Source organism: Ruegeria sp. BHSC037 (assembly GCF_059613045.1).
This window is the reverse complement of record NZ_JBXWRT010000011.1, coordinates 25,601-42,455: the sequence shown is the minus strand read 5'-3', so window position 1 is coordinate 42,455 and position 16,855 is coordinate 25,601. Positions and strand designations below refer to the sequence as shown.

At 61.6% G+C, this 16,855-nt stretch carries 16 protein-coding genes; 11 read left to right on the top strand and 5 right to left on the bottom strand.

All coding sequences use genetic code 11. The features are described from left to right. Positions 1-2: 2 nt before the first annotated feature. The 11 genes from AC2FMN_RS12035 (at position 3) to pdeM (ending at position 12,126) form a co-directional block, all read left to right on the top strand. Complete coding sequence (locus AC2FMN_RS12035) at positions 3-632, top strand: OmpA family protein (protein WP_496681407.1); 630 nt, start codon at positions 3-5, stop codon at positions 630-632. 198 nt (positions 633-830) lie between these two features. After that, positions 831-2,066 (top strand): CpaE/TadZ family protein, encoded by a 1,236-nt coding sequence (locus AC2FMN_RS12030; protein WP_496681406.1) that lies wholly within the window; start codon positions 831-833, stop codon positions 2,064-2,066. Between the two features lie 27 nt (positions 2,067-2,093). After that, positions 2,094-3,542 (top strand): TadA family conjugal transfer-associated ATPase, encoded by a 1,449-nt coding sequence (locus AC2FMN_RS12025; RefSeq protein ID WP_496688413.1) that lies wholly within the window; start codon positions 2,094-2,096, stop codon positions 3,540-3,542. Between the two features lie 11 nt (positions 3,543-3,553). Continuing rightward, positions 3,554-4,522 (top strand): type II secretion system F family protein, encoded by a 969-nt coding sequence (locus AC2FMN_RS12020; protein ID WP_496681400.1) that lies wholly within the window; start codon positions 3,554-3,556, stop codon positions 4,520-4,522. Between the two features lie 10 nt (positions 4,523-4,532). Continuing rightward, positions 4,533-5,516 carry a type II secretion system F family protein gene (locus AC2FMN_RS12015; protein ID WP_496688411.1) on the top strand — a complete coding sequence of 328 codons (984 nt, stop codon included), beginning with the start codon at positions 4,533-4,535 and terminating at the stop codon, positions 5,514-5,516. Positions 5,517-5,520: 4 nt separating this feature from the next. Then, positions 5,521-6,102 carry a tetratricopeptide repeat protein gene (locus AC2FMN_RS12010; RefSeq protein WP_496688409.1) on the top strand — a complete coding sequence of 194 codons (582 nt, stop codon included), beginning with the start codon at positions 5,521-5,523 and terminating at the stop codon, positions 6,100-6,102. A gap of 30 nt (positions 6,103-6,132) precedes the next feature. Then, entirely contained in the window at positions 6,133-6,984 is an 852-nt protein-coding gene (locus AC2FMN_RS12005; RefSeq protein WP_496688407.1) for a tetratricopeptide repeat protein, read from the top strand. Between the two features lie 3 nt (positions 6,985-6,987). Continuing rightward, a complete protein-coding gene (locus AC2FMN_RS12000; RefSeq protein WP_496688405.1) occupies positions 6,988-7,533 on the top strand; it encodes a prepilin peptidase in 546 nt (181 codons plus the stop codon). A gap of 118 nt (positions 7,534-7,651) precedes the next feature. Further along, positions 7,652-8,959 carry a DUF8689 domain-containing protein gene (locus AC2FMN_RS11995; protein ID WP_496688403.1) on the top strand — a complete coding sequence of 436 codons (1,308 nt, stop codon included), beginning with the start codon at positions 7,652-7,654 and terminating at the stop codon, positions 8,957-8,959. Between the two features lie 52 nt (positions 8,960-9,011). After that, a complete protein-coding gene (locus AC2FMN_RS11990) occupies positions 9,012-11,420 on the top strand; it encodes a ligase-associated DNA damage response DEXH box helicase (RefSeq protein ID WP_496688401.1) in 2,409 nt (802 codons plus the stop codon). 43 nt (positions 11,421-11,463) lie between these two features. Further along, positions 11,464-12,126, top strand: a complete 663-nt coding sequence (gene pdeM, locus AC2FMN_RS11985) for a ligase-associated DNA damage response endonuclease PdeM (RefSeq protein WP_496688399.1) — start codon at positions 11,464-11,466, stop codon at positions 12,124-12,126. 4 nt (positions 12,127-12,130) lie between these two features. On the opposite strand, the gene AC2FMN_RS11980 is transcribed toward pdeM, so the two are convergent. From AC2FMN_RS11980 to AC2FMN_RS11960, 5 genes are all read right to left on the bottom strand, one after another. After that, positions 12,131-12,865 (bottom strand): LytTR family DNA-binding domain-containing protein, encoded by a 735-nt coding sequence (locus AC2FMN_RS11980; RefSeq protein WP_496688398.1) that lies wholly within the window; start codon positions 12,863-12,865, stop codon positions 12,131-12,133. Between the two features lie 233 nt (positions 12,866-13,098). Then, positions 13,099-13,989 (bottom strand): bifunctional methylenetetrahydrofolate dehydrogenase/methenyltetrahydrofolate cyclohydrolase FolD, encoded by an 891-nt coding sequence (gene folD, locus AC2FMN_RS11975; protein ID WP_496688397.1) that lies wholly within the window; start codon positions 13,987-13,989, stop codon positions 13,099-13,101. Positions 13,990-14,044: 55 nt separating this feature from the next. Beyond that, positions 14,045-14,350 carry a chorismate mutase gene (locus AC2FMN_RS11970; RefSeq protein ID WP_496688395.1) on the bottom strand — a complete coding sequence of 102 codons (306 nt, stop codon included), beginning with the start codon at positions 14,348-14,350 and terminating at the stop codon, positions 14,045-14,047. Between the two features lie 57 nt (positions 14,351-14,407). Beyond that, positions 14,408-16,084 (bottom strand): formate--tetrahydrofolate ligase, encoded by a 1,677-nt coding sequence (locus tag AC2FMN_RS11965; protein ID WP_496681371.1) that lies wholly within the window; start codon positions 16,082-16,084, stop codon positions 14,408-14,410. Between the two features lie 165 nt (positions 16,085-16,249). Next, positions 16,250-16,825 (bottom strand): MOSC domain-containing protein, encoded by a 576-nt coding sequence (locus AC2FMN_RS11960; RefSeq protein ID WP_496688393.1) that lies wholly within the window; start codon positions 16,823-16,825, stop codon positions 16,250-16,252. Between the last annotated feature and the right edge of the window lie 30 nt (positions 16,826-16,855).

Genomic DNA, 16,855 nt, shown 5'->3' with positions numbered 1-16,855 from the left:
CAATGCAAAAGTGGATGATCACACTGGGTCTTGCAGTCGCGGTTGCCAACTGCACCCGAGAAGCCGGCTACGAGATCGACCAAGGCGCCTTTGGCAATGCGACCCTGAACAACGTTCAGGTCATGAACGGCGAGTTGTCCTATGGCCAGATCCTGGCTCAGCGCTTCGCGGCCGAGGTCCCGACCCAAATCAACTTTGCCTTCGACAGCGCCCAGTTGGACGAGTCGGCGCGCCGGATCCTCTTGCAGCAGGCCAACTGGATCAAACAGTTCCCCGAAGCCCGGTTCCGCGTCTATGGACACACGGATGCGGTCGGCTCGCAGAGCTACAACTACAACCTGGGTCTGCGCCGCGCGAATGCGGCGGTGAATTTCCTTGTTCAGCAGGGGATCTCACGCGCGCGCCTCGAGGCGTTGGTGTCGTTCGGCAAGACCAAGCCTTTGGTGGCGACACCGAATCGCGACCGCCGCAACCGGCGCACCGTGACCGAGGTATCCGGCCTTGTGGACCGCCATCCCAACATCCTGGATGGGAAATACGCCGAGGTCATCTATCGCGAGTATGTCGAAAGCGCGACCTACCCGAGCAAGTTGAGCCGCGAGACGGCGCTGGGCGAGACCAGCGAACAATAATTGGAAATCGGGCGACATCGTCGCCCGTTTCCCTACAATTGGTTTTTTTGCGCCCCATTCTTGCCCCAGTTCCAAGCGACATTGTGAACAATTGGGTGACCTGCGGCCGAAATTGGCCGCAACAGGGCGACAGCAAACCGACACACGATTCTCGACCGTATCGACGTTTGCTGCGCTCCTACGACGAGGATTGTGTTAATGACGAGCGCCACGCCGCAAAATGATGATACCGCCATTCTGGCATGTACGATCAGCCGGGACGTGCAGAACTTCGACCTGCTGATCGAGGACATGGAAACCGCCCTGGGTGAACGCTGGGGTGATCTTGGTTTTGCCGAAGCGCTTGCCTTTTTCAACCAACCCGAAGCCGAATCCCTTCAATTCGTGGCTCTGGCCATCGATGGCGAGGATGAAGACGATCTGACGCTGATGGGCGAGATCATCACGAAGGCCAAGGACAAAAACATCAAGGTTGTTCTGATCGCCGAAGACGTCACGCCGGCGGCGCTGCATCAACTGCTGCGCAAGGGGGCGGACGAGTTCGTTCCCTACCCTCTGCCGGAAAACGAGTTGCAAGAAGCCATCGACCGAATAAACCAGCCCGATCCCGAACCGGTGCCGCAACCAACCGCTGTGCCGCTGGCGGCCGGGTCGCCGAAGGAAGGCGCGCTTCTGGTGGTTCAAGGATTGGCCGGCGGCGTCGGCGCCACGACCATGGCGGTGAACCTTGCCTGGGAACTTGCGACCGTTTCGGGCAAGGATGCCCCTCGGGTCTGCCTGATCGACCTTGATCTTCAGTACGGGACCGTATCGACCTATCTGGATCTTCCCCGCCGCGAAGCCGTGTTCGAGATGCTGTCGGACACGGCCGCCATGGATGATGACGTGTTCGCACAGGCGCTGCAGAAATTCGATGACAAGCTCGACGTGCTGACGGCCCCGTCGGACATGGTGCCGCTGGACCTTCTCACGCCCGAAGATATTCAGCGCGTGATCGACATGGCCCGCAAACACTATGACTACGTTCTGATCGACATGCCCAAGACGCTGGTGCATTGGTCCGAAACGGTGTTGCAGGCTGCACATGTGTACTTCGCCCTGATCGAACTCGACATGCGCTCGGCCCAGAACGCGCTGCGTCTCAAGCGGGCGCTTCAGGCCGAGGAACTGCCCTTCAACAAGTTGCGTTTCGCGCTGAACCGCGCGCCGAAATTCACCGATCTCAATGGCAAGAGCCGGGTCAAGCGCATGGGCGAAAGCCTGGGCATTTCAATCGACCTGCAGCTGCCGGATGGTGGCAAACCGGTTCTTCAGGCCGGCGATCACGGATTGCCGCTGGCCAATTCCGCCGCCAAGAACCCGCTGCGTCGGGAAATCGCCAAACTTGCTCAGTCATTGCACAGCCTCGGCAGCAACAGCGCCGAGGCCGCATAATCACAGCCCCCAAGGGGAGGAGCCGCCGTGTTTTCACGATACAAGAAGCAACCAGCCGCTCAGCCGGTGGCCACGCCGACCGAGAACGCCAAGTCGCCGGAAGCACCTGCCAGCTCGGCCCAGCCGTCATCTTCGACGGCCGTCGCGCGCAAGCCCGCGGTCAAAAAACAGGGCGAAGTCAAGGGAATGGACCGCGAGCGCAAGCGCAAAGAGCGCCTGAGCGAAATCAAGATCGAGCTGCATCGCGAGCTTCTGGAAAACCTGAACCTGGCTGCGCTGGAAAACGCCTCCGAGGCGGAACTTCGGGCCGAGATCAGCGCCATCGCAAGCGAAGTCCTGGAAGCCAAGAACATCGTTCTTAACCGCGAAGACCGCTCGCAGCTGAACAAAGAGCTGTATGACGAGGTGACCGGACTCGGTCCTCTGGAAACGCTGCTGCAGGACGACACGGTCAGCGATATTCTGGTCAACGGCCCGCATCAGATCTTTGTCGAACGGTTCGGCAAACTAGAGCTGAGCGACGTCACCTTCAAGGATGAAAAGCACCTGATGCGGATCATCGACAAGATCGTGTCGGCCGTGGGCCGGCGTGTCGATGAGTCGAACCCCTATGTTGACGCCCGCCTGGCAGATGGGTCGCGTTTCAACGCGATGGTCCCCCCGATCGCGGTGGATGGATCGCTGGTGTCGATCCGGAAATTCAAGAAAGACAAGCTCAGCATCGACGACCTTGTGAAATTCGGCGCCTTTACCGAGGAAATGGCCGCTTATCTTCAGGCCGCGGTGTCCACCCGCCTAAACATCATCGTGTCGGGTGGTACCGGCTCGGGTAAGACCACCACGCTGAACGCTTTGTCCAGCTTCATCGACGATGCCGAACGCATCCTGACCATCGAGGACACGGCGGAACTGCAGCTGCAGCAGACCCATGTTGGCCGGATGGAAAGCCGCCCGCCCAACGTGGAAGGCAAGGGCGAAGTCAGCCCGCGCGACTGTCTGAAGAACGCCCTGCGGATGCGCCCCGACCGCATCATCGTCGGCGAGACACGCGGCGCCGAGGTGATCGACATGTTGCAGGCCATGAACACCGGCCACGACGGCTCGATGACCACGATCCACGCCAACTCGGCCCGCGACGGTATCTCGCGTCTGGAAAACATGATCGCGATGGCCGGGATCGAAATGCCGATCAAGGCCGTGCGCAGCCAGATCGCAAGCGCCGTGAACCTGATCGTGCAGGCCAGCCGCCTGCAGGACGGCTCGCGCCGCATGACCTCGATCACCGAGATTACAGGCATGGAAGGTGACGTGATCTCGATGCAGGAAATCTTTCGTTTTCAACGCGTTGGCCTGACACCCGATAACAAGATCATCGGTCACTTCACGGCCACGGGCGTACGCAGCCACTATTCGGAACGGTTCCGTCTTTGGGGGTATGACCTGCCCGCATCGATCTATGAACCGACGACCATGTAGGAGAGCCGGACATGCAACTGCCTACCGAGGCGCTCATCTATGTCGCGATCTTCGTCGGGGTTCTGGCGCTGGTCGAAGGCATCTATCTGGTGGCTTTCGGCAAGTCCATCAGCCTGAACAGCAAGGTCAATCGCCGTCTGGACATGCTTGACAAGGGTGTCGGTCGCGAACAGGTGCTGGAACAGCTGCGCAAGGAAATGCAGCAGCACATGAAATCGCAGAGCATCCCGCTCTATTCCCTGTTGGCCGACAAGGCGCAAAAGGCAGCGATCGCCTTCAGCCCGCGCCAGTTGATCATGATGATGGCCCTGCTGTCGATCGTTGCCTTCATGGGGCTGAGCATCGGCACCCGCACCGAGACACTGTTGCGGGTTGCGCTGTCGGTGGCGATCGGGGTCGGTGCGGTCTATGCTTGGGTGAACAGCAAGGCCAAAAAGCGGATGGCCATGCTGGAGGAACAACTGCCGGATGCGGTCGAACTGATGGTGCGCTCGCTGCGGGTGGGCAACCCGTTCGTATCGTCCGTCCAGATCGTCGCCAACGAGGTCGAAGACCCGTTGGGTACCGAATTTGGTGTGATCGCCGACGAATGCGCCTATGGCCGCGACGTGGGCGAAGCGCTCAAGGACATGGCCGAGCGTCTGGACATGCAGGACCTTCGCTTCTTGGCCGTTGCGGTGGGTATTCAACAGCAGTCCGGCGGCAACCTGGCCGAAATCCTTGCCGGTCTTGCCAAGGTGATCCGGGCCCGCTTCCGTCTGTTTCGGCGCGTCAAGGCCATCACCGCCGAGGCACAATGGTCGGGCAAGTTTCTGTCAGGGTTCCCTGTCGGCTGCCTGCTGTTTATCCTGGTGAAGGACCCAAATTATTATGACTCGGTCCTTGATCACCCGTGGTTCATCCCGGCCTGCTTCGTTGTCGGCATCATGCTGACCTTGAACCTGATCGTGATGCGCATCCTCACCAACATCAAGGTCTGAAGGGGCAAGCATGGAAATCCTGAACCAAATCAATGATTTTCTGACCCAGCAGTTGGGAGAGTTCGGGCCGCTGATCGTCGTGGGCGTGCTGGGCCTGTTCATGATCCTAATCACCATCCCCATTCTGCTGAACCAGCCCGAAGACCCTCTGAAGAAGCTGCAGCGCGCCAACGCGGCGCCCAAGCGCGAAAAAAAGAGCAAAAAGGACCAGCTGCGCAATTCAAGCCGCAACGAACAGTTGGAGAAATTCGCCAACTTTCTTGAGCCGAAGGACCAGGAAGAATATTCCGCCATGGAGCTCAAGCTGCGTCAGGCCGGTTACCGGTCGAAGGACGCGGTTCGGTTCTTCCATTTTGCGCAGTTCGCTTTGGGAATTTCCGGCATCATTATCGGGGTGTTGCTGGTCACCGTGTTCAACAACGGGCAGGAATTTACCGGCCAGCAGATGATGATCCGCGTGCTGGTGCCCGGTGCCATCGGCTATTACATCCCCAAATACTGGATCACGCGCCGCATCGAAGAACGCAAAGAAGCCATCACCGCCGGCTTCCCCGATACGCTTGACCTGATGCTAGTCTGCGTGGAAGCGGGTCAGTCGCTGGATCAGGCCATCGTTCGCGTGGCGTCCGAAATGCAATCATCCTATCCGGAAATCGCCCAGGAATTTGAAACCGTTGCCTATGAAATGAAGGCGGGCAAGGACAAGGACACGGTTCTACGCGACTTCGGCACCCGCTGCGGCGTGCAGGACGTCAGCTCGTTCGTGACCGTGATGATCCAATCGGCGACTTTCGGCACCTCGATCGCCGATGCATTGCGGGTCTATGCGGGCGAGATGCGTGACAAGCGGGTTATGCGCGCGGAAGAGGCCGCAAACAAGTTGCCAACCAAAATGACGCTTGCCACAATGATGCTGACGGTCCCGCCGCTGCTGATCATTCTGATCGGGCCTTCGGCCAAGGGGATCATGGACTTTACGAACATGAGCAAATAGCCGGATGCAGACGTCGCTGCTTCGCGTCACAAGAACAGGGATTTTCATCCTGACAACCACCGCGGCCGCATCCGCGGTGGTTTCGTGTACCGAGACAGGCCTGACCCAAGGCCCCTACCCCCCGGGGATCGACCCCAAGGGCGGCCCGGTCGACGAAGTTGCCGTCGGCAACCGCCTGATGGCCGCCGGAGAATACGAACTGGCGCTGGAGTCTTTCACCCGCGCAGCGCTGGTCGAAGGGATGACCGCCGAGATCCTGACCTCGATCGGCACCGCCAATCTTGGGCTCAGGCGTCTTGGCCAGGCGGAACCGCTGTTGCGCGAAGCCGTGGAGAAAGACCCGGAATGGCCGATCGCCTGGAACAATCTGGGCGTGTTGCTGATGGAAACCGGTGAATATGCCGAAGCCTCGCAGGTGTTCCAACGGGCCTATGCGCTGGACAATGGCGAAAGTGACGCAATCCGGGACAATCTGCGCTTGGCACTCGCAAAAATGGAAAATCCTGTTAATAATACTACGCAAGAACAAGAATTCCGGCTTGAGCAACAAGGGGATGGGGCATTCCTGTTGCGCAGGAACCGATAACAGAGGCACGAGCAGCAAGGGACGCAAAAAATGCGCCACAGCTTTCTGATTCCCACAGTCGCGGCATGCGGGCTGATCTTGACGGCCTGCGCCAAGGAAACCGAGCAGGAAAAGGTCGAACGTACGTTCCAGGAAGTGAACGTCATCGACGAGACCAACCTGAACGACGTGATGTTGAATGCGTCGAACCCGGACGAGGCCGTCACCTATTTCCAGGGCGCCGCCAGCAAGAACCCCGACCGGATCGACCTGCAGCGTGGGCTGGCCATTTCTCTGGTTCGCGCCAAACGCAGCACCGAAGCCGCGGTCGCGTGGAAACGCGTGACCACGATGCCCGGTGCCACCAGCGCCGACAGGGTGGAATATGCGGATGCGCTGGTCCGCAGCGGAAACTGGAAAGATGCCAAGGCAGTCCTTGATTCCGTGCCGCCGACGCACGAGACTTTTAAGCGATACCGCCTCGAAGCCTTGGTCGCCGATGCCAACAAGGATTGGAAACGCGCCGATCATTTCTATGAGACTGCCGTGGGTCTGACGACCCGACCGGCCGGTGTCATGAACAATTGGGGGTATTCCAAACTGAGCCGCGGCCAGTATGCCGAAGCCGAGCGGCTGTTCACCGAGGCCATCCGCCAGGACAAAAACCTGTTCACCGCCAAGAACAATTTGGTCTTGGCCCGAGCCGCACAGGGCAACTATTCCATGCCCGTGATTCCCATGACCCAGGCTGAACGGGCCGAGTTGTTGAACACGATGGCGATCTCGGCCGTCAAGCGCGGCGACGTAAACCTGGCAAAGAACCTGTTCCGCGAGGCCATCGCGACGCACCCGCAGTATTTCGACGAGGCGGTGCGATCGTTGCGCGCACTCGAGGAAGCCTGATAGATGACCATCCCTTCTGCCGCGGCACTGTGGTTCTTGCCCTTTGTCCTGCCCATTTGCCTGTATGTCGCCTTTACCGACATGCGTGAGATGCGCATCAAGAACCACGCGGTCGTCGCCTTGGCGGCCGTGTTCGCGGTGGTGGGCCTGATCGCGGTTCCACCCTGGTCGGGCGATTGGCTGCACGGAACGCTCGGCCCGCTGTCCTTTTCGCTGCCGGTCTACGCCTGGCAGTTGTATCACCTGATCGTGGTCCTGTTTCTTGGCATCCTGCTGAACGCCGCAGGCGTCATGGGGGCCGGTGACGCCAAATTCTGCGCCGCCGCCGCCCCCTATGTTTGGTTGGGCGACCTTCTGTCGGTTGCCGCCATCCTGATGGCCACGGTCTTGGCAGCGTTCACGACCCACCGACTGGCGAAACATACCGGCCTGCGCCGGTTCGCGCCAGAATGGGAAAGCTGGGACCAGGGCAAGAAATTCCCTATGGGTCTGGCGCTTGCCGGGGCTCTGGCCATCTACCTAATTCTCGGCGCCATTTACGGTTCTTAAACCATCTTTCCTGCGCCGCGCCCGCGCCATTGTGCTGCCACAAAGCTGCGCCAGATTTTCCACATCCGCCCCTTAACAGGGGACTATCGTGTGACATTTTGATGGACGAGCAGCGCTCATGAATATGCAGACCACTTCCGTGATGGCCCCCCCTTCCCCGAAAGGGCTGGAGGAAATGCAGCTTCCGCTGGTGATGATGCGGGACATCCTTCTCAAGACCATCTTCCGCAAGAACGTCGACACGGTCACACAGATTTCCCAGGCGGTCTGCTTGCCGGCATCGGTCACGCAGGAACTGGTCGATATCGCCCGCGAACAAAAACTGCTCGAGGCGACCGGCACGCTGAACGCCAACAGCGGAAACGAGATGGGCTATCAACTGACCGATGCCGGCAAGGCGCGGGCGCTGGATGCGCTGAGCCAGTCCGAGTATTTCGGCGCTATGCCCGTGCCGCTGGATGCCTATCGCGAACAGGTCAAGCGCCAGTCGATCCGCAACATCCAAGTCACCCGCGAGCAACTGACCAGCGCCATGGGTCATCTTGTCCTGCCCGACAGCCTTCTGGACCATCTGGGGCCGGCGGTCAGCGCTGGCCGGTCGATCCTGATGTATGGTCCGCCGGGCAACGGTAAGTCCTCAATCTCGAACGGGATTCGCGATGCGTTGGGCGACAATGTTTATGTGCCGCGCGCGATCGAATATGCCGGCCAGGTGATTACCGTCTATGATCCGATCGTGCACAACGCGATCGAAGACGAACCCGACGACCCCAACAGCCTGCGCCGCCGCAAGCGGTTCGACTCGCGCTATGTCAAATGTGAACGCCCCACGGTGATCACGGGCGGTGAACTGTCGCTGAGCATGCTGGACTTGGTCTACAACCCTACGGCACGCACCTATCAGGCGCCGCTGCAGCTGAAATCGACCGGCGGCATCTTCATCGTGGACGACCTTGGCCGCCAGGCCGAGCCGCCGCAGGCCCTGATCAACCGGTGGATCGTTCCGCTGGAAGAAGGCAAGGACATTCTGGGTCTTCAGTCTGGTGAAAAGTTCGAGGTGCCCTTCGACACGCTGGTTATCTTCTCGACCAACTTTCACCCCAACGAGATCTTCGACCAGGCCGCGCTGCGCCGGATCTTCTTCAAGATCAAAATTGACGGCCCGAACCAGGAAAACTTCCTGAAGATCTTTGCCATGGTCGCCCGCAAGCGCGGAATGCCGCTGGACGAGGCCGCGCTGGTGCATCTGTTGAAGGTCAAATACCCGACCATCAACAATGTCTATGCGAACTATCAGCCGATCTTCCTGATCGACCAGATGATCTCGATCTGCGAGTTCGAGGGCATCCCCTATCAGATGAGCCCCGAATTGATCGACCGCGCCTGGGCGAACATGTTCGTCAAGGACGAGAAAATCGTCAAATAAGACGATCCCAAACCGCATTCCGCTTTGACACCGGGCGGGCTAGTCTGCGTCCATGACGCAGACTCCCGCCCGAATAGACGCCTGGTTCTCTGCCAGGGGATGGTCCCTCCACCCGCACCAACAGGCCATGATCGACAGGGCGCAGGCCCCGGCGACGCTGTTGATCGCGCCCACGGGCGGCGGCAAGACGATGGCCGGGTTCCTACCCTCGCTGATCGAACTGGCCGATGGGTATGAGGGGCTGCACACGATCTATGTCTCGCCTCTCAAGGCGCTGGCCGCCGACATCAAACGCAACCTGCGCGGCCCGGCCGATGAGATGGGGTTGCCGATCCGGGTCGAAGACCGCACCGGCGACACCACCCCCACCCAGAGGAAACGCCAGCGCGTGGACCCGCCGCATATTCTGCTGACGACCCCGGAAAGCCTGGCGCTGCTGACGTCCTACGAGGACGCGCCGCGCATGTTCCGGGGCGTCCAGCGCGTGATCGTGGACGAGATACACGCGTTGGCCGACAGCAAGCGGGGCGACCAGTTGATGCTGGCCCTGGCCCGCCTTCAGACGCTGTGTCCCGATCTGCGGCGCGTGGGCCTGTCGGCCACAGTCGAGGACCCGGACGCCATCGCGCGCTTTCTGGCCCGCCACCCCGACCCTTGCAACATCGTTATGGCAGACCCCAGCCCCGACCCCGATATCGCCATGTTGCAAACGGCCGAAATGCCGCCGTGGGCCGGGGGCGGCGCGGCCTATGCCATCCCGGCGGTGCTGGAGCAGGTCCGGCAGCACAAGACGACGCTGATCTTCCACAATACCCGCGCCCAGGCCGAGATCTTCTTTCACAACCTGTGGCTGGCCAATGACGAAGGCCTGCCCATCGGCATCCACCACGGCAGCCTCGACCGGCAACAGCGCGAACGGGTCGAAGCGGCGATGGTCCGTGGAGACCTGCGCGCCATCGTCTGCACCGGCAGCCTCGATCTGGGGATCGACTGGGGCGACGTGGATCTTGTGATCCAGATCGGCGCCCCCAAAAACGTCAAGCGCCTGGTCCAGCGGATCGGGCGGGCCAACCACCGCTACAACGCGCCGTCCAAGGCTCTGCTGGTGCCTGCAAACCGGTTCGAGGTGGTCGAATGTGTTGCCGCGCTGGAGGCCGCGCGCGAACACGACCTGGACGGCGAGCCGCGCGGCTCTGGCCCGCGTGACGTATTGTGCCAACACATCCTGATCGCGGCCTGCGCCGGGCCGTTCGATGCCGATGCCCTGTATGCCGAGGTCACTTCGGCCGGGCCCTATGCCGATCTGTCCCGCGCGGCCTTCGATGCCTGTCTGGAGTTCTGCGCCACCGGTGGCTATGCGCTGCGGGCCTATGACCGCTGGCAGCGCCTGCAACAGCGCCCCGACGGGCTGTGGCAGCTGCGCGACCCTCGCGCGGCGCAACGCATCCGCATGAACCTGGGCACGATCCAGGACAGCGATACCCTGAAGGTCAGGCTGAAGCGCAACCGGGGCGGCAAACCCTTGGGCGAGGTCGAAGAGGCCTTTGCCGCATCGCTGACCCCCGGCGACACCTTCCTGATCGGCGGTCAGATCGTGCGCTATGAAGGACTGCGCGAAACGGTTGTCGAAGTCACGCGCCGTGCGGACAAAAAGCCCAAGGTCGCCACCTTCTCAGGCACCAAGTTCGCCACCTCGACTCAGCTGAGCGATCGCATCCTGCGGATGTTCGCACAGCCCGACTGGCCGCAACTGCCCGAACATACGGGTGAATGGCTGGATCTGCAACGTCGGATGTCGCGGCTGCCCGAGCGTGACCGGCTGTTGATCGAGAGCTTTCCAAATGACGGCCGCGAAAACCTGTGCGTTTACGGCTTTGCCGGACGCAACGCACAACAGACGCTGGGCCTGCTGCTGACCAAACGGATGGAGGAAACCGGGCTGGCCCCGCTGGGCTTTGTCGCGACCGACTATGCCACGCTGATCTGGGGCCTGGACGCGGTGACCGACCCCAGCCCCCTGTTCCAGATCGAGGCCCTACGCGACGGGTTGGACAACTGGCTGGCGGGCAATGCGGTGATGAAGCGGACTTTCCGCGCCTCGGCCACCATCGCCGGGTTGATCGAGCGCAATACAGGTGGCCAACGCAAAAGCGGGCGGCAGGCGACCTTTTCGTCGGACATCCTGTACGACACGCTGCTGAAATACGACCCCGACCACCTGCTGATGCAGATCACCCGCGAAGAAGCCATGCGCGGGCTGGTCGATTTCGGACGGATCGAGGCGATGATCGCGCGTATCGGCGACCGGATCGACCTGGTCCGGCTGGATCGGGTGTCACCGCTGGCGGCGCCGTTGCTGCTCGAGGTGGGAAAGGTTCCGGTCAAGGGCGCGGCCGAAGAACGGCTTCTGGCCGAAGAAAGCGCCCGCCTGCTGGCGGCCGCGGGTCTGTCGCCGGACTGAGAATCAGGTTGAAAATACGCGCGGATCAGGCAAGGACCGGACCATGAACAGCCTCGCGTTCTCGTTTTCCGGCGTGCGCCTGCACGCCCTCGGCTCGGGTGCCTTGTGGTGGCCCGATCATGACCTGCTGTGCGTGTCGGACCTGCATCTGGGGAAATCGGCCCGCATGGCACGGCGGGGCGGCCCAACCCTGCCCCCCTATGACACCCGCGACACGCTGACGCGCCTGACCGCTGACCTGGAGCGGACCGGGGCCAAGACCGTGATCTGCCTTGGAGACAGCTTCGACGACATTGAGGCCGCTGATACGCTGGATGAGGCGGACCGTCTGCGGATCTCGACCCTGCAGGCCGGCCGCCTGTGGATCTGGATCGAGGGCAATCACGATCCGGGGCCCGTGTCCCTGAGCGGCGCCCACCTGGCCGAGTGGCGCCGCGCGCCGCTGGTATTTCGCCACATCGCCCAAAACGATGCGCAGGGCGAAGTCTCGGGTCACTATCACCCCAAGGTGCGGCTGCGGGCCCGGGGCCGTTTGATCACACGTCCGGCGTTTCTCTTCGACGATCAGCGGCTGATTCTTCCGGCCTATGGCACCTATACCGGAGGGCTGCGCAGCAGTGATACCGCTTTGTCCGGCTTGATGGGGCCCGAGGCGCGCGCGATCCTGACCGGGGTGCAGCCGCGCCTCACCGCCATGACGCGGTGACCGGTCAGACCAGACCGGCTTCTTCCAGATTCGGTTTGTATTTCCGGCTGACCGGGACAAGATCGCCATTGCAAAGGCGCAGGAACAGCTTGCCACCGGCTTTCTCGACACCCTCGACCGCTGCCTCGGTCACCCAATGAGACCTGTGCGCACAATGGCCGATGACCGGGTCCATTTCGTCCATGGCATCGCTCAGGCGAAGACGCACGGTGTAGACCCCCTGCGTCGTCACGACGTCGACGTGGTGACCCCGAGCGCTGAGCCGAACAATGTCGCCCGAGAAATCCTCGGGCAGGCGCCGAACCAGACGCGGGCATTCCATGGGCCGCTGCTCGGCAGAGTCATTCCTGCTGCTTTTGGACACCAGAACAAGGCCTGTTCCCAACAACACCCCATAGGCACCGACCGCGCCGAATCCCGGAGACTGGTAGCCGCAAGCCGTAAAAAGGAGCACGGTGAAGGCCCAGAACACCGGCGTAAAAAACAAAATGATCATCAGCGCGACGGCATAGTCGCGCGTCGTCATTCCCAAATGCCCAAAACGTCGCAAGGCGAATTTTCGCCCACTTCTGACCGCCAGAATCGCCAGAGCCATGAGTCCGGTCCAAAACGCCAACCGCAGAGGGTAGGACAATTCCAGTTCGTTGAACGGATTGACCGTGTAGGCCAACAACGGAACAAAGACAAAACCAGCCACAAGCCGTTGCGGCGTGCACTCGGCCCCGATACCGCGCAACATCGACGTCATTCCAACTCACCACCCCACCCCGATCCCACACCGTTCAGGCCGGGACTGCCGGGCGCGTTCACCTTTCAACACTCTGATAAGATGGAATTATCATGAAACCGACCGGCATCCAATACGATCGGTCGCCAGTAAACTATTCGTGTGCAATCCGAGCAGTCAGGATGGCCGGCCATTGCGTCCAGCCGGTCGCCAGGTTGCGGCCATGCTCTGGCCGCAACCTGTGGTCATGCGGTCAGACCTTCGGGCTCGGGCAGACCATTTTCCCGGCAGCAGGCCGTCAGGGTATTCGCCAGCAGGCAGGCGATCGTCATCGGTCCGACACCGCCCGGAACGGGGGTAATCGCACCTGCCCGTTCGGCCGCACTTGCATAGTCTACATCCCCGACCAGCTTGGTCTTGCCATCGCGCTCGATCCTGTTGATGCCCACGTCGATCACAGTTGCGCCCTCCTTGATCCAGTCTCCGGGCACCATCTCGGGGCGGCCCACGGCGGCCACGACGATATCGGCACTGCGCACCACGTCGGGCAGGTTCTTGGTACGGCTGTGCGCGATGGTCACGGTGCAGCTGTCGCCCAGCAGCAGTTGCGCCATCGGCTTGCCCACGATGTTCGACCGACCGATCACCACCGCATCCAAGCCGGACAGCGAGCCATGATGATCCCGCAGCATCATGAGGCAGCCCAGCGGGGTGCAGGGCACCATGGCCTTCTGCCCGGTGGCCAGCAGGCCCACGTTCGAAATGTGGAACCCATCCACATCTTTGGCGGGGTTGATCGCATTGATAACCAGGTCTTCATTCAGATGCTTGGGCAACGGCAACTGCACCAGGATACCATGCACCGCCGGATCGTTGTTCAGCTTGTCGATCAACGCCAGCAGGTCCTGTTCGGAGGTATCGGCGTCCAGCTTGTGCTCGTACGAGTTCATGCCGACCTCGACGGTCTGCTTGCCCTTCGAGCGGACATAGACCTGGCTGGCGGGGTCCTCGCCCACCAGCACCACGGCCAGACCGGGCGTGATGCCGTGTTCCTCTTTCAGCTTCGCGACCTTGTCGGCCACCTGCGCGCGCACCTTTGCTGCAAACGCCTTGCCGTCGATAACCTGGGCTACCATCCCTCGATCCCTTCTGTTTAAACACCGGGCCGGGCGCATGCGGCACCCGGTTCGTTCAGTTCGGGCCAAGCACACGCTCTTCGCGCGCGATCGACCAATCTATCAGGATGCGCCACAGCCTTTCGGCAAGATCGGGGTCCAGGCCCAAATCGACCGAGTTCGAACGCACCTTTTGCACCACGTCTTCGACACGCTCAGGGATTCGGGCCGGAAGGCCCTCGCCCGGCTTCAGCTCGGACGCGCGGTCGATATAGGTTGCGCGCGTCACCAGCAACTCGATCAGCTGACGGTCCAGCTTGTCGATCTGATTCCGCAGTTCCTGCATGGTTCTACAGTCCTGCGGCGGTGTCAGAGTGGACATCGCAATCTCCTCATGGCCCGGGGATTCCCCGGACCACGAGATGTCTTATTCGGCGGCTTAGAACAAGCCCTCGATCTGGCCTGCGTCATTGAGTCGGATCGTCTCGGCCGCCGGTTTGCGGGGCAGGCCGGGCATGGTCATGATCTCGCCGCACACCACCACGATAAAGCCAGCACCGGCGCTCAGGCGTACTTCGCGCACCGGAACCGAATGACCGGTGGGTGCCCCGCGCAACGCCGGATCGGTCGAGAAGGAATACTGGGTCTTGGCCATGCAGACCGGAAGGTTGCCGTATCCGGCGGCTTCCCATTCCTTCAGCTGGTTGCGGATCTTGGCATCGGCCAGCACCTCGTCGGCGCGGTAGATACGCTTGGCTATGGTCTCGATCTTTTCGAACAGCGGCATCTCGTCGGGGTAGATCGGCGCAAAATTCGCGGTGCCGGCATCAGCCAGTTCCACGACCTTGCGGGCCAGATCCTCGGACCCTTCCGAGCCCAGCTCCCAATGGCGCGACAGAACCGCCTCAACCCCATGCTCGGCGCAATAATCCTTGACCGCCTGAACCTCGGCATCGGTATCGGTGACGAAGTGGTTGATCGCGACGACGACCGGCACACCGAAGGATTTCACGTTCTCGATGTGGCGGCCCAGGTTGGCACAGCCCGACTGTACAGCCGCGACGTTTTCGGCGCCCAGATCGGCCTTGGCCACGCCGCCATTCATCTTCATCGCACGCACCGTGGCCACGATCACCACCGCCGACGGCGCGATGCCCGCCTTGCGGCACTTGATGTTCATGAACTTCTCGGCGCCCAGATCGGCCCCGAAACCGGCCTCGGTCACGACATAGTCGGCCACCTTCAGCGCGGTCTTGGTTGCAATGACCGAGTTGCAGCCATGCGCGATGTTGGCGAACGGGCCGCCATGCACGAAGGCCGGATTGTTTTCCAGCGTCTGCACCAGGTTGGGCTGCATCGCGTCCTTCAGCAGAACGGTCATCGCGCCCTCGGCCTTGATGTCGCGGCAATAGACCGGCGACTTGTCGCGGCGATAGGCCACAATGATGTCGCCCAGACGCTTTTCCAGATCCTTCAGGTCGTTGGCCAGGCACAGAATCGCCATCACCTCTGAGGCCACGGTGATGTCGAACCCACCTTCGCGCGGGAAGCCATTGGCCACACCACCCAACGAGCAGGTGATCTGGCGCAGGGCGCGGTCGTTCATGTCGACCACGCGGCGCCAGGCAACGCGGCGCACGTCGATTTCCTGCTCGTTGCCCCAATAGATGTGGTTGTCGATCATCGCCGACAGCAGCGAGTGCGCCGAGGTGATCGCGTGGAAGTCGCCCGTGAAATGCAGGTTCATCTCTTCCATCGGAACGACCTGCGCATAGCCGCCGCCCGCAGCACCGCCCTTCATGCCGAAGTTCGGGCCCAGCGAGGCCTCGCGGATGCAGATCATCGCATTCTTGCCGATGCGGTTCAGGCCGTCGCCCAGACCGACGGTGGTGGTGGTCTTGCCCTCGCCCGCCGGGGTCGGGTTGATCGCGGTCACTAGGATCAGCTTGCCGTCCTCGCGGTCCTGAACCGAGTTGATGAAGCTCTGGCTGACCTTTGCCTTGTCGTGGCCATAGGGCAGCAGATCGTCGCTGGAGATGCCCAGCTTGGCCCCGATCTCCTGGATCGGCAGCTTTTTCGCCTCTCTCGCGATTTCAATGTCGGATTTGTAGCTCATTGGGCAAGGTCCCTGATTGAATTCCGTGCAAAACCGACGCCAAGCGCCGGTGCTGTTCAACCCATACCGTCGTGCTCTGCGGGAATGGATGTGGATTCCGACATTTTCGAGCCGCGAAACGGCGTTGTCACCGTTCAGCGGTTTCGAATGGGAAACGCTTGCGCGTCAGGGCGACCAGGGGCGCTGATCGGGAACAAACAGGGTCAGGGTGTCGCCCAGCGTCACGGCCCCCGGTCGTTCGACCCAGGCCGTCACCCCGCGCCGCCCTTGTGCGGCTGGCTTGAACCCAGCGCCATGGCCGGGCGCGTCAGCCTCGATCTCGCGGCCAGGCAGCACGCAGGGGCGGTTTTCCATGTCGATGGTCAGTGTCATCCCGCCGCTGGCCTGCAGGCGAGAGGATGGCGGGACATGGGTAAAATCCGGAATCCCCTGCACAACGACGCTGGCCCCCAGCAGACCCGGGTCCAAGCTGTCGATACCCATTTCGTCGGCGATATCGGCCAGTTCCTCGGCCGACAGGATCGTCAACTGGCGCACGTTGCGGATCTCCGTGCCCCGTGGATACAGGTTGCTGACCCGCACGCAGGAAGGGCGGTTCAGCCCTTGATGGCGCGCACCGCTGTCGCCCGCGAAATCAAGGTCCAGCCGGTCTACCGAGCGGGCACGCAGAGAGTCCCCGGCCGGGACATGCCCCAGCCAGACGACCGTAGCCTTGAAATCGGTTTCGCGCAAAACGGGCATGGGAGTTTCCTTGTCTGTCGGTTTATCCGT

Bases quoted from the DNA above. Each gene is read 5' to 3' on its own strand.
- AC2FMN_RS11970 (WP_496688395.1), bottom strand. From the start codon at position 14,350: ATGTCCACTCTGACACCGCCGCAGGACTGTAGAACCATGCAGGAACTG.
- AC2FMN_RS12015 (WP_496688411.1), top strand. From the start codon at position 4,533: ATGGAAATCCTGAACCAAATCAATGATTTTCTGACCCAGCAGTTGGGA.
- AC2FMN_RS11965 (WP_496681371.1), bottom strand. From the start codon at position 16,084: ATGAGCTACAAATCCGACATTGAAATCGCGAGAGAGGCGAAAAAGCTG.
- AC2FMN_RS11980 (WP_496688398.1), bottom strand. From the start codon at position 12,865: ATGTTGCGCGGTATCGGGGCCGAGTGCACGCCGCAACGGCTTGTGGCT.
- AC2FMN_RS11990 (WP_496688401.1), top strand. From the start codon at position 9,012: ATGACGCAGACTCCCGCCCGAATAGACGCCTGGTTCTCTGCCAGGGGA.
- pdeM (WP_496688399.1), top strand. From the start codon at position 11,464: ATGAACAGCCTCGCGTTCTCGTTTTCCGGCGTGCGCCTGCACGCCCTC.
- AC2FMN_RS12005 (WP_496688407.1), top strand. From the start codon at position 6,133: ATGCGCCACAGCTTTCTGATTCCCACAGTCGCGGCATGCGGGCTGATC.
- AC2FMN_RS12000 (WP_496688405.1), top strand. From the start codon at position 6,988: ATGACCATCCCTTCTGCCGCGGCACTGTGGTTCTTGCCCTTTGTCCTG.
- AC2FMN_RS12035 (WP_496681407.1), top strand. From the start codon at position 3: ATGCAAAAGTGGATGATCACACTGGGTCTTGCAGTCGCGGTTGCCAAC.
- folD (WP_496688397.1), bottom strand. From the start codon at position 13,989: ATGGTAGCCCAGGTTATCGACGGCAAGGCGTTTGCAGCAAAGGTGCGC.
- AC2FMN_RS12020 (WP_496681400.1), top strand. From the start codon at position 3,554: ATGCAACTGCCTACCGAGGCGCTCATCTATGTCGCGATCTTCGTCGGG.
- AC2FMN_RS11960 (WP_496688393.1), bottom strand. From the start codon at position 16,825: ATGCCCGTTTTGCGCGAAACCGATTTCAAGGCTACGGTCGTCTGGCTG.
- AC2FMN_RS11995 (WP_496688403.1), top strand. From the start codon at position 7,652: ATGAATATGCAGACCACTTCCGTGATGGCCCCCCCTTCCCCGAAAGGG.
- AC2FMN_RS12010 (WP_496688409.1), top strand. From the start codon at position 5,521: ATGCAGACGTCGCTGCTTCGCGTCACAAGAACAGGGATTTTCATCCTG.
- AC2FMN_RS12030 (WP_496681406.1), top strand. From the start codon at position 831: ATGACGAGCGCCACGCCGCAAAATGATGATACCGCCATTCTGGCATGT.